We start from the raw sequence: 20732 nt of genomic DNA on the forward strand, positions 1-20732 counted from the left end.
CCGGCCTGACGTGAATTAATAACGAGTTTCTGTGATAGAAACTCTCCAGTTTTCGTCTTTGGTACAATATCTGTAAAGTATTGCCCGTCTCCATACTTAGCATCCCTTGGGTTACTTGCCCCACTCGGGTTTGTCGGGTTCATCATTCTCAGATTCGTCGTTTCCTTGGTCAGGCAGCTTTGCTCCGCTCGGCGTCAAGCCCTTCACTTCGTGCGGCATTCATGCAAGCCCGAACGCCAGGACCAGGAAGCCCATCGCTCCGAACCCGGCGTGGATAACCATCCCGGCCCATGTGCTGCGACGCCGCTGGACGACATAGGGCAGCAGCAATGTGATCGGCACAAGGGTCAACAGGACTTGCCAGGGGAAGGCAGCGTGGAACAGCAACCACGGGATCCCGTTGACCAGCCAAGCCCGCCTGCCGAAGGCAATCTCTTGCCGCGGTAGCGCGAAACCCCGCCAGACAAACTCTTCCCCAACGATGTTCAGCACAAAAAACGGAAGCCACGCGCCGAGAATCCAGTATCGGCCGGGACCGAGCGGCTCGAAAGCCATGAACGAGGGATTAAAATTCATCCCGTCTTGCAGCATCCGGAGCGCGGCGCCGATGCCGCCGGTCAACACGCCGACGGCCGCCAGCCCTCCAACAGCCCAGAGCCAGTCGCCGCCATTCATCGGGCGAAGCCATAGCCGCGCGCCCAACCACCCCGGCCTTCCTGAACGCCGTTCCCGATACAACAGCAGGGCAGCCGTGAGAAGCAGGGGGCCAAAAAGGACGATGCTTGCGGCCAGGAACCACATCACCACAGGCTCTGCCCCGGTGGCGGAGACGAATGCCGGGACGGCTACCCGCGTTGTCAGGAACAGCAGCAGAGCACCCGCGCCGAACAGAGCAGCGGAGCCGCCCAGGCCCAGCGGAGGAACCCGATCAGGCTCCGGCCCGTCGCGCCTTTCATAACCGTTTGCTGTCAATGGCCATTCTCCCGCCCGTGCGCCAAACGAATAAGGTTAAGCCGTGCCACGAAGCGACACAGCCGGGTCCCCGCTGCTCCGCAGCGTCCCGGCGTTCGCTGGCCTTTCATTGTGCCACCGGCACGATGAACTCGCTTTGCGAACCGGCTGCTTACCCCTGTTCGTGCAGCCGTTTTGCAATCGCCCGGTGCAGGTCTGGAGCAGCAGTGACCAGCGCCTTGGCCGCCTCGGACTGCGGGTGGTCGAGTACTTCGCTCGTCCTGCCGCGCTCGACGATCTTGCCGTCATGCATGACCATCACCTCGTCGGTGATGGCGCGGGCGACGGTCAGATCATGGGTGATGAACAGATAGGCGATGCCGAGCTTCTGGTTGAGGTCGGCGAACAGATCGAGGATCTGGGCGCGGATCGAGACATCGAGCGCCGAGACCGGCTCGTCGGCGACGACCAGTTTCGGCCGGGTGATGATGGCGCGGGCGATCGAAAGGCGCTGGCGCTGGCCGCCCGAAAACTCATGCGGATACTTGTCCATGTCGCCTGGTGAGAGGCCGACCTCGTGCAGCGCATACGCCACCATCTCGCGCCGCGCGGCGGGCGACGGCTTCTTCTCCAGCACATGCAGCGGCTCGGCCACCAGTCTCTCGACCTTCTGGCGTGGGTCGAACGAGCCATAGGGGTCCTGGAACACGACCTGCATGTCGCGCCGTGCCGGTTTCAGCTCCGCCTCGCTCTTGCCGGTGAGGGTATCGCCGCGGAAGCGGATCGTACCTGATGTCGGCCTGTCCAGCGCCAGGACCATGCGGGCAAGCGTCGACTTGCCGCAACCGGAGCGCCCGACCAGCGCCACCGACTGGCCGGGCGCCATCGAGAAGGAAACATCGTCGACGGCGCGGATGGGAGCCCCTCGCTTGAAAAGCGAAATGCGCCGTGCCGGATAGTCGCGCGTCACGCTCATTACCTCGAGCAGGGGCTTGCCTTGGCCGACCTCATGCGTTCTGGCGCGCGCGGGCACATGCATCGAGGCCTGCGCCAGCTGGCGCGTATAGGGATGAAGCTGTCCGGACAGAATGCGCGCCGTGTCGCCGGCTTCCATCACCTCGCCATGGCGCAGGATGGTGATGCGATCCGCCATCTCGGTCACCACGGCGAGGTCGTGCGAGATAAGCAGCAGCCCCATGCGGTTTTCCGCAACCAGGTCGCGCAGCAGGTCGAGGATCTGCGCCTGCAGCTCCACGTCGAGCGCGGTCGTCGGCTCGTCGGCGATCAGCAGCTTGGGCTTCAGCGCACAGGCGATGGCGATGACGACGCGCTGGCGCTGGCCGCCGGACAGCTCATGCGGATAACGCGACAGCGGGAACTGCGCTGCCGGCAAGCCGACCCGGTCGAGCATTTTTCGCGCCCGTTGCTCGGCGTCAGCGCGGCGCGCCCTGGTGTGCCAGCGAATACCCTCGGCGACCTGCTCGCCGATGGTCTTGACCGGGTTGAGCGCCGTCATCGGCTCCTGGAACACCATGCCGATGTCGTCGCCGCGCAGCGCGCACATCTGGTCCTCGCTCGCCGCCAGGATGTCGATGCCGTCGAAGGTAACGCGTCCCGTGGCGCGTGCCGCCCAGGGCAAGAGCTGCATCACGGTGAGCGCAGTCATCGACTTGCCGGAGCCGGATTCGCCGACCAGCCCCATCACTTCGCCGGGCGCCACGGACAGCTCGATGTCCCTGAGGATGGGCGTGCCGCCGATGGCCAGCGACAGCTTCTCGATTTCGAGCAGGCTCATCGCTGCCGCCGCGACTTCGGATCGAGAATGTCGGCAATGCCGTCGCCAAGCAGGTTCAGGCCAAGCACGGTGACGACGATCGCCATCCCGGGAAAGATCGCCATCCACGGCGCCACCACCATGCGGGTCTGGGCGTCGAACAGCATGCGGCCCCAGCTCGGCATCGGCGGCTGCGTACCCAGCCCGACATAGGAAAGCCCGGCTTCGGCCAGTATGCCCAGCGCGAACTGGATGGTGCCTTGCACCAGCAGCAGCGTGGCGATGTTGGGCAGCACATGTTCGATGCTGATCAGCGTCCTGCTTTTGCCGGCGGCGCGGGCGGCGAGGATGAATTCGCGCGGCCAGATCGCCAGGGCGCCGGCGCGGGCGACGCGCGCGAACACCGGGATGTTGAAGATGCCGATGGCAATGATGGCGTTGAACGCGCCGGGCCCGAAGATGGCGGTGATCATGATTGCCGAAAGCAGCGCCGGAAAGGCGAAGACCAGGTCGTTCAGCCGCATCAGCACGTCGTCGGCGAGGCCGCCACGCGCCGCGGCAAAGGCGCCGCGCGGCACGCCGACGCCCATGCCGATGCCGACCGCCACCAGCGCCACGGCAATCGAGTTGCGGGCGCCAACCATGATCATCGACAGGATGTCGCGACCGAAATGGTCGGTGCCGAACCAGTGCGCCAGCGACGGCGCCTGGGTCTTGTCGGAAATGACCAGCCTGGTGACGTCGTAAGGCGTCCACTCGAAGGAGAGGATCGCGACCGCAGCCACCAGTGCGGTGACGACGAAGCCGGCGAGGAACGAACGGTTTCGAAACGCCTTGGCCAGGATGCCGGCAAGGTTCTCGTCGGGGATGTCGATGTGCAGCGTCATTGCCTGCCTCTCAGGCGCGGATCGACCACCGCATAGGAGAGATCGACAACGAAATTGACGATGATGACGGCGGCAACCAGCAGCATGACGACGCTCTCGACCACGATCAGGTCACGCTGGTTGATTGCCTGGAACACCAGCCGGCCGAGGCCGGGCAAATAGAAGACGTTCTCGATGATGATGGTGCCGGCAAGCAGGAAGGCGAATTGCAGGCCTAGAATGGTGACCACCGGGATCAAGGCGTTGCGCAGCGCATGCCGCCACAAGACAAGACGATAGGGCAGGCCCTTGGCGCGGGCGGTGCGGATGTAATCCTCATTCAGCACTTCAATCAGCGCCGAGCGGGTGACCCGGGCGAGGATCGCCGCCTGCGGCAGAGCGAGGGCGACCGCCGGCAGGAGCAGCGACTTCAGCGCCGGCCAGACGCCGGCGCCCCAGCCGGGAAAACCGCCGCCCGGCACCAGCCGCAGCCAGACGGCGAACAGATAGATCAGCATCAGCGCAAACCAGAAATTGGGCACGGCGACGCCAAGCTGGGCGGCGCCCATCGCAACCGTGTCGCCGGCCCGGCCGCGCCGGCTGGCGGAAAACAGCCCGACCGGGATGGCAATGACTGTGGACAGCGCCAGCGCCATCAGCGCCAGCGGCAGCGAGACGACGAGACGCTCACGGACCAGATCGATGACCGGCACCGAATAGGTATAGGAACGGCCGAAATCGAGGCTCAGCAAGCCGCCGGCCCAATGCAGATAGCGCAGCACGACGGGAGCGTTGAGACCCATCTGGTTGCGCAGCAATTCGATCTGGTCGGCGCTGGCGTTCAGGCCAAGCATCAGCCGCGCCGGGTCGCCGGGAATGATCTCCAGCACGGCAAAGACCACCATCGAGGCCAGAACCAGCGTGACGACGGCGATGGCGAGGCGCTTGAGGAGGTAGGCGGTCATGAGGAGACCGGTGCAAGCACTGGGCGAAGCTTGCGTTCCCGCCCACCCCCCTCTGTCCTGCCGGACATCTCCCCCTCAAGGGGGGAGATTGGCAGTTTCCACGCCGGCACTGTCCCTGCAACGCTAGTGGTTAGCGAAAGCGGCGGTGAGGGCTCAATCTCCCCCCTTGAGGGGGAGATGCCCGGCAGGGCAGAGGGGGGTGGGACGGAGTGCAACTTTCGCCCTTCTGTCAGCGACCCGCTCAATCCGTCCACTTCACCTTGGTCAGGTCGTTGGCCTGGATCGGGGCATTTTCCCACAGGCCCTGCAGTTTGGCGTCCCAGACGCCGACCTTCGGCAATTCGTAGAGGAAGCCGACCACGGCGTCATCGGCCAGGACCTTCTGCGCCTCGCCGAGCAGCGTCGTGCGCTTGGCCTCGTCGGAGGTAAGGTTCAATTCGTCGATGATCTTATCGAAGGCCGGATTGTCATAGTTGAAGTAATAGTCCTTGCGCGAATAGATATCGATGTCATTGGGCTCGGTGTGGGAAACGATGGTCAGGTCGTAATCCTTCTTGGTGAAGACCTGGTCCAGCCATTGCGCCCATTCGACCGGGATAATCTCGAGATCGATGCCGATTTCGCGAAGCTCGGAGGCGATGATCTCGCCACCAAGCCGCGCATAGGAGGGCGGCGGCAGCTTCAGCGTCGCCTTGAAGCCATTCTCCAGGCCGGCTTCCTTCAGCAATTCCTTGGCCTTCTCCACATTGTGCGGATAGAGGCCGGTCAAGTCGACATAGGCCTTGCTGGCGGGCGACATGTGCGAGCCGATCGGCACGCCGAGGCCGGCCGAGGCGCCGTCGATGATCGCCTTGCGATCGAGCGCAAAGGAAATCGCCTGCCTGACCTGCAGCTTGTCGAAGGGCGGCTTCTTGTTGTTGATCGACAGGATGGTTTCACCCTCGGTCGAGCCGATCACCACCTTGAAGCGCGGATCGTCCTTGACCTGGGCGACGCTGTCGGGGTCGAAGAACGGAAAGGCCTGAACGTCGCCGGAAAGCAGCGCCGGAACGGCGGCGGCGGCATCCGGAATGATGCGGAACTCGGCCTTGTCGAGGAACACCGGGGCGCCCCAGTAATTGTCCGACTTGACCAGCGTGATCGATGAGCCCTTGGCCCAGTTCTGGAACTTGAACGGGCCGGTGCCGATCGGTTTTTCCTTGTTGGTGTCGGCTGTCTCAGGCGCCACGATCACCGCGTCGCCCCAGCCCATATTGTAGAGGAACGAGCCTTGCGGGTTCTTCAGCGTGACCTTCACCGTCGCGGGATCGACGACCTCGACCTTGTCGATGGCGGCAAACAGGGCCTTTTGCGCGTTGACGGAATTGTCGGCGCGGGCACGGTCGAGCGAGAATTTCACGTCGTCGGCGTTGAAGTCGGTGCCGTCATGGAATTTCACGCCTGTATGCAGCTTGAAAGTGTAGACCTTGCCGTCGTCGGAAATGCTCCAGCTTTGCGCGAGATCGGGCAGCACCTCGCCGTTCGGGCCGATGCGGGTCAGGCCCTCGAAGACATTGGCATAGAGTACCTCGTCGATTGCCGCGGCGGCACCCGCGGTCGGGTCGAGATGCGGGGGTTCGAGCGTAATGCCGATGACCAGGTCGGTGCGCGCGGCCATCGCTGAGGTCCCGGCGGCCAACGCCAGCGCCGCGGCGGCCAGAATGGTTTTCCACAATTTCATCGTGCAACTCCCCATGTCTAAAACACGTGCTCAAACCCGGGCGGATAGAAGCGTGAATTCGCCCCCGAGTAAATTGCGTTTCGTACCGTGTGCCGACGCCGGGAGGAATGTTTTTCCGCCCATGGCCGGATCATGGCGGGCCGGCGCCCCTCAGCAGCACGCCGAGGCCGATCGCCATCACCTTTGCCGAGTCCAGCATGTCGGCAATGCCGACCCATTCATCGGGCCGATGGGCGAGATCGAGGATGCCCGGGCCATAGGCGATGCAGTCATAGATGTGGCCGATACGGGCGATGTGCTTCTGGTCGTAGGTGCCGGGCGAAATCACGTAATCCGGTTCGCGGTCGAATATCTCCATGATGCCTTGCGCGACCGCCTTAACCACCGGCGCGTCGCGCTCGGTCATCAGCGGCAGCACCTCCATCAGATCGCGGATTTCGTAATCGAACTTTTTGCGCTCGCGCTTCAGCCGTTCGAGGATATCGGTCACCTCGCTCTTGACCGCAGCGAGATCCTCTTCGAGCAGGAAGCGGCGGTCGATGGTCAGCCGGCAGGAATCGGGCACGTTGGGCGAGGGCAGGCCGGGCCGGAAATCCTCCGTCTGGCCGCCATGGATCGAGTTGATGTTCATGGTCGAGCGTTTTGCGCCTTCGGGCACGACCGGCATGCGCGTCATCTTGCTGTCGAGCGCCGGAAACAATTCATCCTCGAAGGCCCGCAGCACGGCGCCCATATGGCGCACCGCATTGTCGCCGAGGAACGGCATCGAGCCGTGCGCGATCTCGCCCTTGGTCTCGATCTCCGCCCACCAGACGCCGCGATGGCCAAGGCAGATGCGATCCTTGTTGAGCGGCTCGGGAATGATGACGTGGTCGACCTTCGGCCTGGAGAAATAGCCGAGCTTGGCCAGATGCGCGACGCCGCCAAAGCCGCCGGACTCCTCGTCGACCGTCCCCGAAATCTCGATGGCGCCGGGAAAATCGGGAAACACCTCCATGAAGGCTTCAGCGGCGATGATCGAGGCGGCAAGCCCGCCTTTCATGTCGCATGCGCCGCGGCCATAGACCTTGCCATCCCTGACGATGCCGGCGAACGGATCGAGGCTCCAGCCGTCGCCGGGCTCGACGACGTCGATGTGCGAATTGAAGTGCACGCAAGCACCCGGCGCCCGGCCATCGAAGCGGGCGACGACGTTGACGCGCGGGTAACGGTCAGTGTCGCCAGGCGTGCCCTCGGCACGGATGAATTCGATCTCAAAACCACGCTTCTTCAGCCGCGCGCCGATATATTCGGCACATGGCCGATAGGCTTCGCCGGGCGGATTGATGGTCGGAAAGCGGATCAGATCCGCAGTCAGTGCAACCAGATCATCGGCCCGGTCATCGATAGCCTTGAGGAGCCGTTCGTTCGGTTCGTTCATTCGGCGAATTGAGCAGCGGATGAGGGGGTTTTGCAAGCCCGATGGCGAATTGCCAGGCGATTGCGTGTCGTTACGGCAACTATTGCGGGAAATCGTTCAAATTCGCTGCTTTGGATTGGTGAAATCGTCAGGGAGTAGGTGTTAGCTCGCTGGCTTGCCATCAAAACGCTGGAGAACAGCGTGACGGCAGGCAGGCAAGGGGCATCAAAGGGGTTTGATTGCATGAAAAACACTGTTCTCATGGCAGCGGCATTGATGGCGATGCTGTTCGGTTCGTCGTTCGAGAGCCGGGCGGCCAGCCTGGTCGCGAACATCGACATATCCTCACAGACGATGACGGTAAGATACGGGCTTTCGTATTATCGGTGGAGCGTTTCCACCGCCCGCAAGGGCTACATCACGCCGCGCGGCAGTTACCGGCCACAGCGGACGGCCCGGATGTGGTATTCGCGCAAATACGACATGTCGCCAATGCCCTATTCGGTGTTCTTCCGCGGCGGCTATGCCATCCACGGCACCGGCGCGATCCGGCAATTGGGGCGCCCGGCATCGCATGGCTGTGTGCGCCTCCACCCCAGCAACGCCGCCGCGTTCTATTCGATGGTGCGCGAAGCCGGCTTCGGCAATACGCGGATTCTCGTGACGAATTAGGGCCTGCTCCTCGGCCCGCAATAAAAAACCCGCCGGAGCGGCGGGTTCGTTGGGGCCAAATAGCACCATACCGAAATTAGTAGCATAGCTGCCGGCACAAAGCAAGAACAAAATAAGGCTTGCACCCAAAAAAGATGGTGCGCTCAGGCGGGTTTGTCGCGCATTGTCGCTGGCCGACGCTTTTTGCGGCCGCTGATCTCCCAGCGCTTGTGGAACCACATCCACTGGCCGGGGTCTTCGCGCACCCAGCGCTCGACCACGTCGTTGAGAAGCTGGGTGGTGGCGCGGACGTCGACACTGCCGCCGGCGGTGCGCGGCAAGGTGAGCTTGTCCTCGATCTCGAGCCGGAAACGGTTGTTCGGCAGGCGTACGCAGCGCGCCGGGTAGACATCGCAATCGTAGTGCCGCGCCAGGGTGCCGAGAACCCGGTTGCTCTCGCAGGGGCGGCCGAAGAATGTCGTCTCGAGCCCGCCGGTGAATTTTTGGTCGACCAGCACGCCGATATTGCCGCCTTTCTCCAGGATGGCCGCAAGCGCAAACGAGGCACCGGTCGAAGACGGCAGCAGCGATCCCATGCTCGAGCGGCGGGTCGAGAGGATGTAATCGGCGAGATAAGGGTTGTTGGGCGGGCGAAACAGCGCCGTGATGTTCATGCCGAAGGTCGCCGCCGCCACTGGCAGCAGCTCGAAATTCCCGAGATGCCCGGTGAAGACGATATGCGGCTTGTCCTCGCCGGCAATGCGCACGAAATGCTCCACGCCCTTGACCTCGACACGGACTGGCTTCGTCGCAGCGGGATCGTAGTCGAACAAAGCATCGAGAAAGATGTATTCGGCGGCCAGGCGGGCCATGTTGCCCCACATGTCGGAAGCGATCGCCTCGATCTCGGCATCGCTCTTTTCCGGATAGGCCTTGCGCAGATTGTCGACGGCGACCTGATGGCGCGCTACCCAGGGGCCGATGCGGCGGGCAGCGCGGTCGGCGAAATTGAGCGCGCTGTCGGGCGGCAGCAGGCGCAGCGCGGAGATGATGATCATAGCGACCCGCGCGACCAGCCAGTAGTTGAACTGGCGAAGCCGCCTGCCATAGCGGAATCCCAGGTCCCTGCGGATCTTCCTGAAGGCGTTGCCGATCATTTCAGCCGACGCGCAGGATGATCTTGCCGAAGACGTCGCGGCCTTCCATGCGCTTCAGCGCCGCATCGATGCCGTCGAAGCCGACCTCGGTGTCGATCACCGGCGCGACCAGGCCCGCGGCCATCTTCTGCATGGCGTCGGCCATATTTTCCATGCGGCAGCCGAACGAGCCGAGCAGCTTCAACTGCTGCTGGAACAACTGCATCAAATTGATCTGTGTCGACACGCCGGAGGTCGAGCCGCAGGTGACCAGCCGGCCGCCGCGCTTCAGGCACAGCATCGAGGCGGCAAAGGTGTCGGTCCCGACATGCTCGAACACCACGTCGACGCCCTTCTTCTTGGTCAGCTTGCGCACGATGCCTTCGAAGCGGTCGTCGCGATAATTGATTACGTGGTCGGCGCCGAGCGCCTTGGCCTTGTCGATCTTGTCGTTCGAGCCGACGGTGGTGATGACCGTGCAGCCCATCTTCTTGGCCAGCTGAATAGCGGCGGAGCCGATGCCGGAGCCGCCGGCATGGACCAGTATCGTCTCGCCGGGTTGCAGCCGGGCATTGTCGAACAGCATGTGCTCGACCGTGCCGAAGGTGACAGGCGCCACCGCCGCGCCGATTTCGCTCACGCCGGGCGGAGCTGGGACCAGAAGGCGCGCCGGCAGGTTGATCTTTTCCTGCGCAAAGCCGTCGAGATGGAAGCCGTGCACGCCCGAAACATGCTCGCAGAGATTGTCGCGGCCTTCGCGGCAGGCGCGGCAAAGACCGCAGGTGTGGGCGCCATAGATCGACACCAATTGCCCGGGCACAAGGCTGGAAACGCCGGGGCCGACCGCCTCGACCTCGCCGGAAGCCTCGGCGCCGACGACCAGCGGCAGCTTGCGCTTGGCAAAAGCCATGCCGCGCCAGCCCCAGACGTCGATGTGGTTCAGCGCCACGGCCTTGATGCGCAGCGTCACCTCGCCGAGCGCAGGTTGCGGCGGGGGCGGCAGGTCCACCGTTTCAAGGCGGCGGTCCTCGATAAGTTGCAATGCGCGCATGGTGCCTGTCGGTTCAGTCTGGCTGAAAAAGGTCGCTTAGACCGGTTCCCGCGCCATGACAAGGCAGGTGTTCTGGCCGCCAAAGCCGAAGGAGTTCGACAGGACGGTGCCGACCTCGGCGTTGCGCTTGGTGTTCGGCACCACGTCGAGCACGATTGCCGGGTCGGGATTGTCGTAGTTGATGGTCGGCGGAATGATGCTTTCGCGCATCGTCATCAGCGAAAATGCGGCCTCGACAGCACCGGCAGCCGATAGGGTATGGCCGATCATCGACTTGTTCGACGAGACCGGCATTGACGAGATCCGCTCGCCGAATACCGTCGACAGCGACAAATGCTCCATCTTGTCGTTTTCGGGCGTCGAGGTGCCATGGGCGTTGACATAATCGATCCCGTCCTCGCTCAGGCCGGCATCGGCAAGAGCGGCGCGCACCGCCGCGATCGCCGGCGAACCGTCCGGCTTGGAGCGGGTGCGATGGAAGTCGTCGGCCTTTTCGCCGCAGCCGCGCAATATGCCGAGAACGGTGGCGCCGCGGGCAAGTGCTGCCTCCAGCGATTCCAGCACAAGGGCGCCCGAACCTTCGGCCAGCACGAAGCCGTCGCGATCCTTGGAGAAGGGTTTTGAGGCCTTTTCGGGGATGTCGTTATGGGTGGAGAGCGCCGACAGAAGCGAGAAGCGGATCAGCGCCTCGGCGGTCGCCGAGCCGTCGGCGCCGATCGACAGCGCCCTGTCGCATTCGCCGCGGCGGATCGCCTCGACGCCGAGCTGGATCGCGGTGGCGCCCGAAGCGCAGGCTGTCGACAGCGTGATCGGCAGGCCGCGTGTGCCGAAACGGTCGGCAAGCCGGTCGGCAATCGAGCCGAACTGGGTGGTCTCGAAGATGTCGAGTTCCCTGAGGCCGCGCGCTACCCGCAGCAGCCTCTCGGCACCGGTGTCGTGCCTGTCTGAATTATTGGGCGCGTCGAAATTGTAGAGCGAAAAGCGCTCGCTCCAGTCGAGCTCGACCGGCGGCGAAGCGAGGAACAGCGGTCCGCCGAAATCGCCGGCATCGAGGCCGGCCTCCGACATCGCTTCCTGGGCGGCGGTTTCGGCAAGCTCATAGGTGAGGAGACTGGCGCCCTTGGAACTCGACGGCAGGAAATCGACCATGCCGGAGATGCGGGTGTTGAGATGATCGACCGGGAAGCGGGTGATCGGATGGATGCCGGACTTGCCTGAGGTAAGTGCCGCCCAATTGTCGGTTTTGCCAACACCGAGCGACGTCACCACGCCGATGCCGGTGACGGCGACGATGGGCCTGCCCATGTGGTCGTTCAGATTGGCCATTTGTTGTCCAAAAACCTGTTTCTCTTGGAGCGTCGGATCGCCCGAAACCGCGCCACACTTTTCGGTCCGATGCTCTAGGCGGCTTTGATCAGCGCCATGCCCTCGAATTGGTGATAGCCGATCGCCGTTGCAAGGACGGTCTTCGGGACACCGGCAAACGGTTTTTCGACTGTGGCGTCGAAGACAGGATAGGCGGCCTTGCGGTCGACAGCCAGCGCCGCCAGCGCCACGGCAAAGGGGAACTGCGCTTCCTTCATGTGGCCAGTCAGCGTCGAAAAGCCGCGTGCGGCGATCGCCGGATTGGCGTCGAGCGCCGATTTCTCGGCGGCGGTCGCGGCATGGGCGCCCGAAGCGCCGGAGATCGCGAGCAGCTCGCCATTCGGCAATGCGGCTTGCTTCAACAGCACGGCGATCTCGCCGTCGAGTTCGTCCCGCCGGCGCCTGGCGCGACCGGACAGGACCGGGCCGAGTTCCGCATAGATCTTCCGGCCACGGCTTTCCGCATGCTCGCGCTGCTCCAGGACGAGAAACGCGCCGCCGGATCCGGTCACCACGCCGCCGCCTTCGGCACCTTGCCTCTGCCAGACCGGCCGCCACGGACCGCGATGCAGGTAGCCGGCCAGTTCATAGCCGAGCAGCATGTCGGAATGTTCGGTCTGGAAAGCGCCGCCGACCAGTATATGCGTCGACTGGCCGGAGCGGATGCGCGCGGCCGCGGTCTCGACAGCGGCAACGCCGGCACCTTCCTCGCCCATGAAGGTGCGCGACGACCCCGTCACCTTGTGGACGATCGAGATGTTGCCGGCGAGCAGGTTGGAAAGCTGTGCCAGAAACAGCGTCGGACGCAATTCGGTGGTCAGCTTCTCGTTGAGCAGCACGTCGCGGTCATTGCGGCTTTCCGATGCCGCGAGAATGGCCGCATCGACCGCCTCGTCGCGCTCGCCGCCGCCGGCGGCCACCACCATGTCCATGGTCGCGCAGAGTTCGTCATTACCCTTGATGCCGGCATCGTCGAGCGCAAGGCCGGCCGCATAGGTGCCGAGCCTCTGCCAGGTTTCCATCTGCCGCTGGTCGCCACGCTTGGCGATCTGCAGGTTCCAGTCGATCTCGGGCAGAGGATGGACCGTATAGGGCGAGAAGCGCGAGGCCTCCAGAACCGGCTCAAGCCGTGGCTGGAGGAGCTTTTGCCAATGCGCATCCGGACCCTCGCCCAGTGACGAGACAAGGCCGATGCCTGATATGACGACGTCGTGGGGGTTCATGGGAGGCTGTTGTGGGTCGGGCGCGTCAGGCGCTGTGTTCACGTGGCGTTCTTGGCGGCGACGAGCGCGTCGATCTTGGCGCACAGGTTCTTCATGACGAAATAGTCGTCGGTCGAAGCCTTGCCGTCATTGACTTCCTGCGTCCACTTTTCCAACGGCACCTTGATGCCGAATTCCTTGTCGATGGCAAAGACGATGTCGAGGAAGTCGAGGCTGTCGATGCCGAGATCGTCGATGGTGTGGCTTTCGGGCGTGATCGTCTCGATGTCGATCTCGCTGGTGTCGGCGATGATCTTGGCGACTTTGTCGAACGTGGTGGACAAGGGCTTTTCCTTCGATTGCGGGCGGAATCTGTCCGCATGTGTTTTGGGCTGTCTAATCGGTTTTTCCGGGCAGGAAAAGGCCTGATACGCCGCGCGCAGATGGGATTGCTGCCCAGGCAGAGCAATAGGGGTCGCTGGTAACCCCCGGCGATATGCCGAAACCGCCCCATCTCTGACCATTGGGTGTACCAATGTACCATGGTACAAAGATCTATGACCATAGAACGCGTGCAGACCGGGGTGCGCCTGGAAAAACGATTGGTGAAGGTGCTCAAGGCCTTGGCTGAGCATCGCGACATGAGCCTGGGTGACCTCATCGAGGGCATCCTGCTGCATGCTTTCGAAGGCCGGACACCGTTCTCCGCGGCGACCCTGGAAACAATCGGCCAATTGAAGCGCATCTACGAAATGGAGCTTGCCGCAGCGGACAGCCACGGTCTGGCGGAAACCGGCGGCGAGGGCGGATGACGAGCCATCTTGAGCGCAGCCACAGCATCGTGCTTTCGGGGCCGATCGACCGCGGCTTCCCGCTGTTCACGCCGATCGGAGAGACCCTGTGGGTGGACGGCTGGCGTATCGCATCCGCTATGTTCGCGTTACGCGGATTCGCGTTTCGGATTTGTCGAGGTGGCCTGCCGACCGACCACTAACGGAGGCACGGAGGCGTCGATTACCTATGCGTTCACGGCCTTGGAGCCCGGCAGGAGCATCCTATCTGTCCGAACTTACAGAGGACGCGTTCGCGGACATGATCGAGGGATGGAAGCTCCGTGTCGACGCTTGGCTGGTAGCGGTGAAAATCTGACGCCAAGTAACTTAAACGAATTGCCACTAAGGGTGGAATGTTACCTTCGTCTCGTAGATGGGAACGAGCAAGTAGCGGACAAAGCGGTCGCTCAGTGAAGTTTCCTGCGTTCTGTGCCTTGATGATGGGACAATTCTTCGCCGCTGATCGGAGCAACACCCGTGGCCATGCATTCCTTCCACATCCACATCCCGGATGAACAGATCGAGTACCTACAGCGTCGTATCCAATCGACAAGATGGCCGTCGTCGATCTTCGCATACGGATGGGACGACGGTACTGACGTTGATTTCCTCAGAAAGCTTTCACGTTACTGGGAATACGATTTCAGGTGGCGCGATCACGAAAAACGTCTGAACCTGTTGCCTCAGTTTAGGGTCACGATAGACGGGTGCGACATCCATTTCGTTCATCAGAAAGGAAAGGGGTCAGCACCCTTGCCGTTGATCCTCACTCATGGCTGGCCCGGCTCCTTCGCCGAGTTCGAGCACGTCATTCCGCTGCTCACGGATCCTGCCAAATACGGCGGGGATGCCGAGGACGCCTTCGATGTCGTCGCACCGTCGCTTCCGGGTTTCGGCTTCTCGTCCCCGCCGCATCAGGCCGGCGTTAGCTCAAAGCGTGTCGCGAAGCTGTGGCGGGGGCTGATGCGCGAACTGGGATATGATCGCTTCGCCGCACAAGGTGGCGACATCGGCGCAGGCGTCTCGACCTGGCTCGCTCGGCTTTACCCGGACGACCTTATCGGATTGCACCTGAATTACATTCCAGGCAGTTTCCGCCCGACCCTCGGTCGCGACGACCCACCTGTCACGCCGGAGGAGAAGGCATTCCTCGACAGTGCGGCGAATTTCGCTGCAACGGAGGGAGCCTACGCTTTTCTGCAGGGGACCAAGCCCCAGACGCTAGCCTTTGCACTGACAGATTCCCCAATCGGGCTAGCCGCATGGATTGCCGAGAAGTTCCGCAGTTGGAGCGACTGCGAAGGCGAACTCGAACGCGCCATCCCTCTAGACACGCTGCTTACCGACATCTCGCTCTACTGGTTCGGTAACACGATCGAGGCCTCGCTCCGGATTTACAAAGAGAACCGGCTCTGCCCCCTGATCTTCGGGCCAAGAGAGCGAATAACACCGCCCCTCGGCGTTGCAGTCTTCCCCCGAGAGCTTCCTATGCCACCTCGCTCCTGGGTCGAGCGAGTCTTCCGTGTCGAGCGCTGGACCGACATGCCGAAAGGAGGACATTTCGCGGCGATTGAGCAACCCGAACTCCTGGTCGAGGACATCCGGGCGTTTTTTCGGCCGCTGAGGCTCCGGCCGGCCAAGTAGAGGACGAAAACCTCGCCCGTTGTCACGGCTCGGAAGTCCTGATGAGACGGTACCATCGCATTCGCTTTCGTTGAAAGCGCCCGTTGGTCCTGACTAAGGGTCAATGGGTCAATGTCGACCTTCGACTCGATCAAGACCTCATCGCGGGTCGGAACCGGTATTCCGCTTAAGATACCAAACGCTAGATTTCACTACTAGCGAACGCTTCAACCGGCGCCGGCGCAGTCAGAAAGTGACGCGGCCGAGTACTCGCAGGCCGTCGCCTTGCGGCTCGACGACCACGGCCTCGCCTTCGCGCGGCGAGATGCCGGTCAATTCCTTGATGTTTTCGAGATGCGTGACCATGACCAGATTGTCGGACCCGGAATAGCCGCGGATCTCGGCCAGGATCGCAGCGATCTGGGCGGCCTTCTCCTTTTCGTCGGTCTTCAGCAGGTCAAGCGGTGCGAACGGCTCCGGTTCGCTTTCGAAAGCAATGCGGGCGGTCTCGAGGCAGCGGCAATAGCGGCTGGACAGCACGCGCTCGACCGGTGCGGCGCGGGCGCCAAACAGCGCGCCGATCTTGCGTGCCTGTTGCTTGCCGCGCTCAGAGAGATTGACCTGGGTGGCGCATTTGCCGAGATCGAAATTGGCCGCATCGGTGGTGCCTGTGACCATGGCATGGCGAAGCAGGACCACATGCCCGCCGTCGCGCAGCAGCGCCCAGCCGGCTTCCGTCGCATGGGCTGTGGCGGAAACGGCAAGCAACAGCAGCGCCAGCACAAATCGAAGCATCAGACATCCTTTTCGGGTGACCGGCAGGCAGGTCCCCGGTGACCGGCATATAGGGACGGCAAAGCCGGCTGAAAGACAAGCCGAGTGCAACCTGCGGCCGAAACGCCTATTTCTTCGCTATCTGCTTCTTCACCAGATCGATCTTGCGGTCGGTCAGCGGGATCGGGAGTGTGTAGCCGGCTTCGGTAAAGCCCTGCTTGGCGTTTTCGAAGAATTCGATCGCCTTTTGGTATTCGGCATTGCCACCGCCATAGCTGCCGCGGTTCCAGTGGACGTCGCCGAGATTGTTCTGCTCGAAGGCCCATTGCATCGGCTGGCTTTCGCGGGTGAAGACCTTGAGTGTCGCCTCGAAGGCGGCTTCGGCTTCATCCAGATATTTGCCGGTGCGTTCGAGATTGCCGAGATTGGTCAGGCTCATGCCGATGCCGTTCTGCGCGTTTGCCCAGTCGACGGGCGAGGTCTCGAAGGTCAGCACCTCCAGCGCCGCCCGGCGCGCGGCGATCGATGCGGCCAGTTTGCCGGGGTCGGCCTCGCTCATGCTCAGCCATTGCAGCGCCGAGCCGAGGCCGGCCTGCGCCAGTGCCCATTGCCGCGGCGTCGTCTCGCGCTTGTATTCGCGCAGTGCATCGCGATAGGCCTCGATCGCCGCCTCGTAATGCACCGGCTTGTCGGTCACGCCGCCGAGCAGTTGCAGCGTGTTGCCGAGATTGTAGTGGGTCATTGCCCAGTCGAGCGGAAACTCCTTTTTGGTATAGACGCGCCGTGCCGCCCGGTATGCAGCAGCCGATTGCTCAAGCCTGGCAGGATCGCGCGTGCGCTGGCCGAGCGTCTGGTAGATCGAGCCGAGATTGTTCTCCGCCGAAGCCCAATCCGTCGGAAAACGTTGGCGTGTGAATATGGTCAGCGCGTCGCCATAGGCAGCAACCGCCTCTTCGAGCAGGCCGGTGCCGAGATCGAAACGGGCAGCACTGCTCAGCGCGTTACCCAGATTGAGACGGCTGCTCGCCCAGGAGAGCGGGAAGGTGTCGCGTGTGCGGATTTCGAGCGCGGCGCGGAATGCCGCGGCTGCCTCGTCGATTTTCGCCTTGTCGTTGCGTTGCGTGCCGAGAGACACCAGCGTATTGCCGAGATTGTTCTGGACCATCGCCCACTGAACGGGCGCCTTTTCGCGCGTGTATTCTTCAAGCGCCAGCCGGTAGGCGGCCTCGGCCTCGGTCAGGCGCGCGCCGCCGGGTTCGCGTTCCGAAAGCGCGTAAAGCGCAAGGCCAAGGTTGCTTTGCGAGGCGGCCCAGTCCAGCGGGACTTTGTCGCGCGGCCGCTTCTCCAGCGTGGCGCGCATCGCCACCACTGCTTCGTTCAGGCGTTTCGGGTCGCTCTCGCGTTCGCCGATCTTCAACAGCACATTGGCCAGGTTATTCTGGGCGGCCGCCCAGTTGATGTCGTCCTTCTCGCGCTCGAACACGGCAATCGAATCGCGAAAGATGTTCGCTGCCTCTTCCAGCCGGTCGATTTGGCGCTCGCGCTCGCCGATCGTCTGCAGCACCACAGCCATGTTGTTGCGGGTGATCGCCCAGTCGCGGTTCTGCTCGCCATTGGGGATGAAGTTCAGGATGACGCGGTAGGCGTCGATGGCGTGCTGCAGCGCTTGCCTGTCGCCGGTGGCGTTGCCATGCGCGTTAAGCGCTTCCGCCTCCTGGTTCTTGTAGTTCCAGCGCAGCCTGTCGTCCCATTTCTCGACCAGCGAGAAGGCCTTGCCGTAATCGTTGGCGGCCGACAGATAGTCGAAGACCAGCGCCGAAGCGTCGGCGCGCCTGGCATAGATCGCCGCGTCGGCAAGACGCTTCTGCCTGACCAGATCCTCTGCCCGATCGACCACGCCGCTGGCCTGCTCGACCCGGCCCACCGCCTGGTCGAGGAAGTTGCGCGCGGTGACGATGGCGCCCTGGCCGATCGCCTTGTCGGCCGAGGCGACGAGGCGGCTGATCTCGGGGTCGTCGGTGCGCAGCGCGTCGCGCTCGGAGATCATCTTCTTCAGGCGCTCGGCCTGGGCGTCGAGCAGCTTTTGCAGGTCGGTGGGGTCCTCCGGCATGTTTTCGGTGCCGAGCGCCTTCAGCACGCCATAAAGCGCGTCGAGCGGGACGCCGTCCTGCAGCGAGGCCAGTTCGACCTGTACCCGCTTGGGGTCAGGCAACTCGGCGATCGTCAGCAGCAATTGCCGCCGCTCGCCGGTGATCAGGCCGTCGTCGCCGGTCGGCTCCTGCGGTGCAACGCCGAAATAGAGCAGCCGGCGCAGGCTTTCATTGACCCATGGCCGCTGCTTTGCCTTGGTGTCGAGATAGACCTCCTCTGTCACCATGCGCATGACCGAGCCGAACTCGGTGCCCTTCATCGCCGCGAGATGGCGCAGAAGTGCCGCTGCGTAGGGGCTGTTTTCGCCGACGATGCCATCGAGTGCCGGCCGCCCCGGCTCGGCGGCAAAGCCGATCACCGTTCCCAGATTTTCCGTCGCGGTCGCGTTCGCCAGTGCCCTGGCGCCGCGCACCGGCTCCAGGCCGCCGGCGCCAATCGGCGAGGCCGAGGCCGTCGGCGCCCGGCGCAGCACCGCATCCGCCGGAAACGGGTTGGTGCGGCAGGCATCGAGCAGCATGATCGTTACCGGCACGGTCGTCGTCAATTCGTCCATGACGGCGGAGATCGGCACCAGGGCCTGATCGGCGTCCTTCAATGAAGAAACGTCGGCGTCGACCGGCACCAGATAGTTTTCGCCGCCGGCCTCGATGCCGTGGCCGGAATAGTAGATCAAGGCGACGTCGGCGTCCTCTGCATCCTCGGCGAAACGCTCGAGGTCGCGCTTCAGCTTTGCCGTGTCGCGGTCGGTGACGCTGCGCGCGTCGAAGCCGAGATCGGTCAGCATCTTGGCGATGTCGCGGGCGTCGTTGGCGGGGTTGGGAAGAGCCGCTATGTGCTGGTATTTCGACTGGCCGACAATCAGCGCCACGCCCTTGAGGCTCGCCGGCTCCACGGCATGAGCCGAGGTCACCACGAGGGAAAGCAGGGCGCCGACGAAAGCCGTCAGCCACGCCTGCTTGAAGAAGTGCTGATTTCCGACAAGGCCCATTCGCCGCGTTTCCCCCAACAACCCTGTATAGCGCCGGCATCCAACCATGAGCAAATTCGGGCAAGATCCGAGCGCCCGGATTGTTGGCCGGTACATTCGCGAGGGAAGGGCGATTGCGCCGCCGCCGAGCCTCGCCTATCACGGGAAAAATGTCTCCGCTTACCGAAACCGTCCTCTTCGTTTTCAGTCTTGTCGGGCTCGGCTATCTTGCCGGGTTGACCAGCTATTTGAAGCCGGCGAGCGGCGAGGGCGTATCCGAATTCGCCATCAACGTGGCAATGCCGCTTTTGCTGTTCCAGACCATGGTAAAGGCTGATTTCCACGGCGTGGCTCCGTGGTCGCTGTGGGGCGCCTATTTCGCGGCGGTGGCGCTTACCTGGGCTGCCGGCCATCTGGTCATTACGCGTATCTTCGGGCGGGACGCCCGCGCCGGCGTCGTCGGCGGCGTGTCATCGTCCTACTCCAACGTTGTCCTGCTCGGCGCGCCCTTCATCATCGGCGTGTTCGGGCCGGCCGGGTTCGAAGTGCTGTCACTGCTCGTCTCCATTCACCTGCCGGTGATGATGATGGCCTCGATCATCCTGTTCGAGATGTTCGGCCGCGGCGGCAGCGAGCCGGTGCATCCGCTCCGCGTCGTCAGGAGCTTTCTCAGGCGGGTATTCATCAATCCGCTGATCATCGGCATACTGGCCGGGCTGGCGTGGCGCTTCACCGGTGCGCCGCTGCCGGTGCTTGCGACGCGGCTGAGCGACGCGCTGGCCGGCACCGCCGCTCCGGTGGCGCTGTTCGCCATGGGGCTCAGCCTGCGCCGTTTCGGCATTTCCGGCAATGTAAGGCCGGCGCTGGCGCTGTCGGCGCTGAAACTGTTCCTGATGCCGGCGCTGGTTCTCGGCCTGGTCTGGCTGATCGGCCTGCCGCCATTGACGGCCAAGGTGGCGGTCATGGTTGCGGCGTTGCCGTCCGGCATCAATTCCTATCTCATCGCGGTGCAGTTCAACACCGGCCAGGCGCTGGCGTCGAACCAGATGACCATCGCCACCGCCTGTGCGGTCGTGACCACTGCGTTTTGGCTGACAGTGGTCGTCCATGTTTTTGGATAAGAACTCGGGTTTTTGGATAAGAACCCGGGTTTTTTGGATAAGAATCCGGGTTTTTGGATAAGAACCCGGCTGCATCGCCTCTCGCTTTGGCTGGCCCAAACCCTATATGCCATCTTGTGATTGCTTGCGGGGCTTGCCCTGGGCTAAGAGCAGTGGCTCTAGCGATGCTATCGCGCACGTCCA

General features: G+C 63.2%; 18 protein-coding genes. 5 read left to right on the top strand and 13 right to left on the bottom strand.

The features are described from left to right. Positions 1 to 219: 219 nt before the first annotated feature. From NKI72_RS08630 to NKI72_RS08655, 6 genes are all read right to left on the bottom strand, one after another. Positions 220 to 972, bottom strand: a complete 753-nt coding sequence (locus tag NKI72_RS08630) for a CPBP family intramembrane glutamic endopeptidase (protein WP_352831037.1) — start codon at positions 970 to 972, stop codon at positions 220 to 222. A gap of 151 nt (positions 973 to 1123) precedes the next feature. Continuing rightward, positions 1124 to 2746: an ABC transporter ATP-binding protein gene (locus NKI72_RS08635; protein WP_352831035.1), complete on the bottom strand. Its 1623-nt coding sequence runs from the start codon at positions 2744 to 2746 to the stop codon at positions 1124 to 1126. Beyond that, positions 2743 to 3612 (bottom strand): ABC transporter permease, encoded by an 870-nt coding sequence (locus NKI72_RS08640; RefSeq protein ID WP_352850047.1) that lies wholly within the window; start codon positions 3610 to 3612, stop codon positions 2743 to 2745. The genes NKI72_RS08635 and NKI72_RS08640 overlap by 4 nt, the downstream gene beginning before the upstream one ends. Further along, a complete protein-coding gene (locus NKI72_RS08645) occupies positions 3609 to 4556 on the bottom strand; it encodes an ABC transporter permease (protein ID WP_352816973.1) in 948 nt (315 codons plus the stop codon). Before NKI72_RS08645 ends, NKI72_RS08640 begins: the two co-directional genes overlap by 4 nt. A gap of 241 nt (positions 4557 to 4797) precedes the next feature. After that, positions 4798 to 6276 carry an ABC transporter substrate-binding protein gene (locus NKI72_RS08650; RefSeq protein WP_352831032.1) on the bottom strand — a complete coding sequence of 493 codons (1479 nt, stop codon included), beginning with the start codon at positions 6274 to 6276 and terminating at the stop codon, positions 4798 to 4800. A 130-nt stretch (positions 6277 to 6406) separates the two neighbouring features. Continuing rightward, the gene (locus tag NKI72_RS08655) at positions 6407 to 7696 is read right to left on the bottom strand and encodes an acetylornithine deacetylase/succinyl-diaminopimelate desuccinylase family protein (RefSeq protein WP_352831030.1); all 1290 of its coding nucleotides are present in this window, start codon (positions 7694 to 7696) and stop codon (positions 6407 to 6409) included. 222 nt (positions 7697 to 7918) lie between these two features. Here NKI72_RS08655 and NKI72_RS08660 point away from each other — a divergent pair, with 222 nt between their 5' ends. Continuing rightward, positions 7919 to 8347: a L,D-transpeptidase gene (locus NKI72_RS08660; protein WP_352831028.1), complete on the top strand. Its 429-nt coding sequence runs from the start codon at positions 7919 to 7921 to the stop codon at positions 8345 to 8347. 143 nt (positions 8348 to 8490) lie between these two features. Here NKI72_RS08660 and NKI72_RS08665 read toward each other — a convergent pair whose 3' ends face one another. The 5 genes from NKI72_RS08665 to NKI72_RS08685 form a co-directional block, all read right to left on the bottom strand. Beyond that, positions 8491 to 9483 carry a lipid A biosynthesis lauroyl acyltransferase gene (locus NKI72_RS08665; protein WP_352831026.1) on the bottom strand — a complete coding sequence of 331 codons (993 nt, stop codon included), beginning with the start codon at positions 9481 to 9483 and terminating at the stop codon, positions 8491 to 8493. Between the two features lies 1 nt (position 9484). Beyond that, positions 9485 to 10513: a zinc-binding dehydrogenase gene (locus NKI72_RS08670; RefSeq protein ID WP_352850048.1), complete on the bottom strand. Its 1029-nt coding sequence runs from the start codon at positions 10511 to 10513 to the stop codon at positions 9485 to 9487. A 36-nt stretch (positions 10514 to 10549) separates the two neighbouring features. Next, complete coding sequence (locus NKI72_RS08675; protein ID WP_352816962.1) at positions 10550 to 11839, bottom strand: beta-ketoacyl-ACP synthase; 1290 nt, start codon at positions 11837 to 11839, stop codon at positions 10550 to 10552. A gap of 74 nt (positions 11840 to 11913) precedes the next feature. After that, positions 11914 to 13101 carry a beta-ketoacyl-ACP synthase gene (locus tag NKI72_RS08680; RefSeq protein WP_352816959.1) on the bottom strand — a complete coding sequence of 396 codons (1188 nt, stop codon included), beginning with the start codon at positions 13099 to 13101 and terminating at the stop codon, positions 11914 to 11916. Positions 13102 to 13139: 38 nt separating this feature from the next. Next, the gene (locus tag NKI72_RS08685) at positions 13140 to 13424 is read right to left on the bottom strand and encodes an acyl carrier protein (protein ID WP_023719977.1); all 285 of its coding nucleotides are present in this window, start codon (positions 13422 to 13424) and stop codon (positions 13140 to 13142) included. A 213-nt stretch (positions 13425 to 13637) separates the two neighbouring features. On the opposite strand from NKI72_RS08685, the gene NKI72_RS08690 reads away from it, so the two are divergent. The 3 genes from NKI72_RS08690 (at position 13638) to NKI72_RS08700 (ending at position 15557) form a co-directional block, all read left to right on the top strand. Continuing rightward, positions 13638 to 13892 carry a ribbon-helix-helix domain-containing protein gene (locus tag NKI72_RS08690; protein WP_352816957.1) on the top strand — a complete coding sequence of 85 codons (255 nt, stop codon included), beginning with the start codon at positions 13638 to 13640 and terminating at the stop codon, positions 13890 to 13892. Continuing rightward, positions 13889 to 14074: a hypothetical protein gene (locus NKI72_RS08695; RefSeq protein ID WP_352816954.1), complete on the top strand. Its 186-nt coding sequence runs from the start codon at positions 13889 to 13891 to the stop codon at positions 14072 to 14074. The genes NKI72_RS08690 and NKI72_RS08695 overlap by 4 nt, the downstream gene beginning before the upstream one ends. 322 nt (positions 14075 to 14396) lie before the next feature. Next, positions 14397 to 15557 (top strand): epoxide hydrolase family protein, encoded by a 1161-nt coding sequence (locus NKI72_RS08700; protein WP_352817182.1) that lies wholly within the window; start codon positions 14397 to 14399, stop codon positions 15555 to 15557. A gap of 225 nt (positions 15558 to 15782) precedes the next feature. On the opposite strand, the gene NKI72_RS08705 is transcribed toward NKI72_RS08700, so the two are convergent. Continuing rightward, a complete protein-coding gene (locus NKI72_RS08705) occupies positions 15783 to 16331 on the bottom strand; it encodes a histidine phosphatase family protein (RefSeq protein ID WP_352470325.1) in 549 nt (182 codons plus the stop codon). Between the two features lie 106 nt (positions 16332 to 16437). After that, entirely contained in the window at positions 16438 to 19449 is a 3012-nt protein-coding gene (locus tag NKI72_RS08710; protein ID WP_352850049.1) for a caspase family protein, read from the bottom strand. A gap of 149 nt (positions 19450 to 19598) precedes the next feature. Here NKI72_RS08710 and NKI72_RS08715 point away from each other — a divergent pair, with 149 nt between their 5' ends. Continuing rightward, positions 19599 to 20549: an AEC family transporter gene (locus tag NKI72_RS08715; protein WP_352685107.1), complete on the top strand. Its 951-nt coding sequence runs from the start codon at positions 19599 to 19601 to the stop codon at positions 20547 to 20549. Positions 20550 to 20732: the final 183 nt, after the last annotated feature.

Origin of the sequence: Mesorhizobium sp. M0437 (genome assembly GCF_040321335.1) — a bacterium.
Lineage (GTDB): Bacteria > Pseudomonadota > Alphaproteobacteria > Rhizobiales > Rhizobiaceae > Mesorhizobium.

Excerpts from the sequence above, each read along its gene's own strand:
- NKI72_RS08710 (WP_352850049.1), bottom strand. The coding sequence starts at position 19,449 with ATGGGCCTTGTCGGAAATCAGCACTTCTTCAAGCAGGCGTGGCTGACG.
- NKI72_RS08635 (WP_352831035.1), bottom strand. The coding sequence starts at position 2,746 with ATGAGCCTGCTCGAAATCGAGAAGCTGTCGCTGGCCATCGGCGGCACG.
- NKI72_RS08695 (WP_352816954.1), top strand. The coding sequence starts at position 13,889 with ATGACGAGCCATCTTGAGCGCAGCCACAGCATCGTGCTTTCGGGGCCG.
- NKI72_RS08660 (WP_352831028.1), top strand. The coding sequence starts at position 7,919 with ATGAAAAACACTGTTCTCATGGCAGCGGCATTGATGGCGATGCTGTTC.
- NKI72_RS08640 (WP_352850047.1), bottom strand. The coding sequence starts at position 3,612 with ATGACGCTGCACATCGACATCCCCGACGAGAACCTTGCCGGCATCCTG.
- NKI72_RS08700 (WP_352817182.1), top strand. The coding sequence starts at position 14,397 with ATGCATTCCTTCCACATCCACATCCCGGATGAACAGATCGAGTACCTA.
- NKI72_RS08650 (WP_352831032.1), bottom strand. The coding sequence starts at position 6,276 with ATGAAATTGTGGAAAACCATTCTGGCCGCCGCGGCGCTGGCGTTGGCC.
- NKI72_RS08690 (WP_352816957.1), top strand. The coding sequence starts at position 13,638 with ATGACCATAGAACGCGTGCAGACCGGGGTGCGCCTGGAAAAACGATTG.
- NKI72_RS08665 (WP_352831026.1), bottom strand. The coding sequence starts at position 9,483 with ATGATCGGCAACGCCTTCAGGAAGATCCGCAGGGACCTGGGATTCCGC.
- NKI72_RS08645 (WP_352816973.1), bottom strand. The coding sequence starts at position 4,556 with ATGACCGCCTACCTCCTCAAGCGCCTCGCCATCGCCGTCGTCACGCTG.
- NKI72_RS08680 (WP_352816959.1), bottom strand. The coding sequence starts at position 13,101 with ATGAACCCCCACGACGTCGTCATATCAGGCATCGGCCTTGTCTCGTCA.
- NKI72_RS08705 (WP_352470325.1), bottom strand. The coding sequence starts at position 16,331 with ATGCTTCGATTTGTGCTGGCGCTGCTGTTGCTTGCCGTTTCCGCCACA.
- NKI72_RS08715 (WP_352685107.1), top strand. The coding sequence starts at position 19,599 with ATGTCTCCGCTTACCGAAACCGTCCTCTTCGTTTTCAGTCTTGTCGGG.
- NKI72_RS08670 (WP_352850048.1), bottom strand. The coding sequence starts at position 10,513 with ATGCGCGCATTGCAACTTATCGAGGACCGCCGCCTTGAAACGGTGGAC.
- NKI72_RS08655 (WP_352831030.1), bottom strand. The coding sequence starts at position 7,696 with ATGAACGAACCGAACGAACGGCTCCTCAAGGCTATCGATGACCGGGCC.
- NKI72_RS08675 (WP_352816962.1), bottom strand. The coding sequence starts at position 11,839 with ATGGCCAATCTGAACGACCACATGGGCAGGCCCATCGTCGCCGTCACC.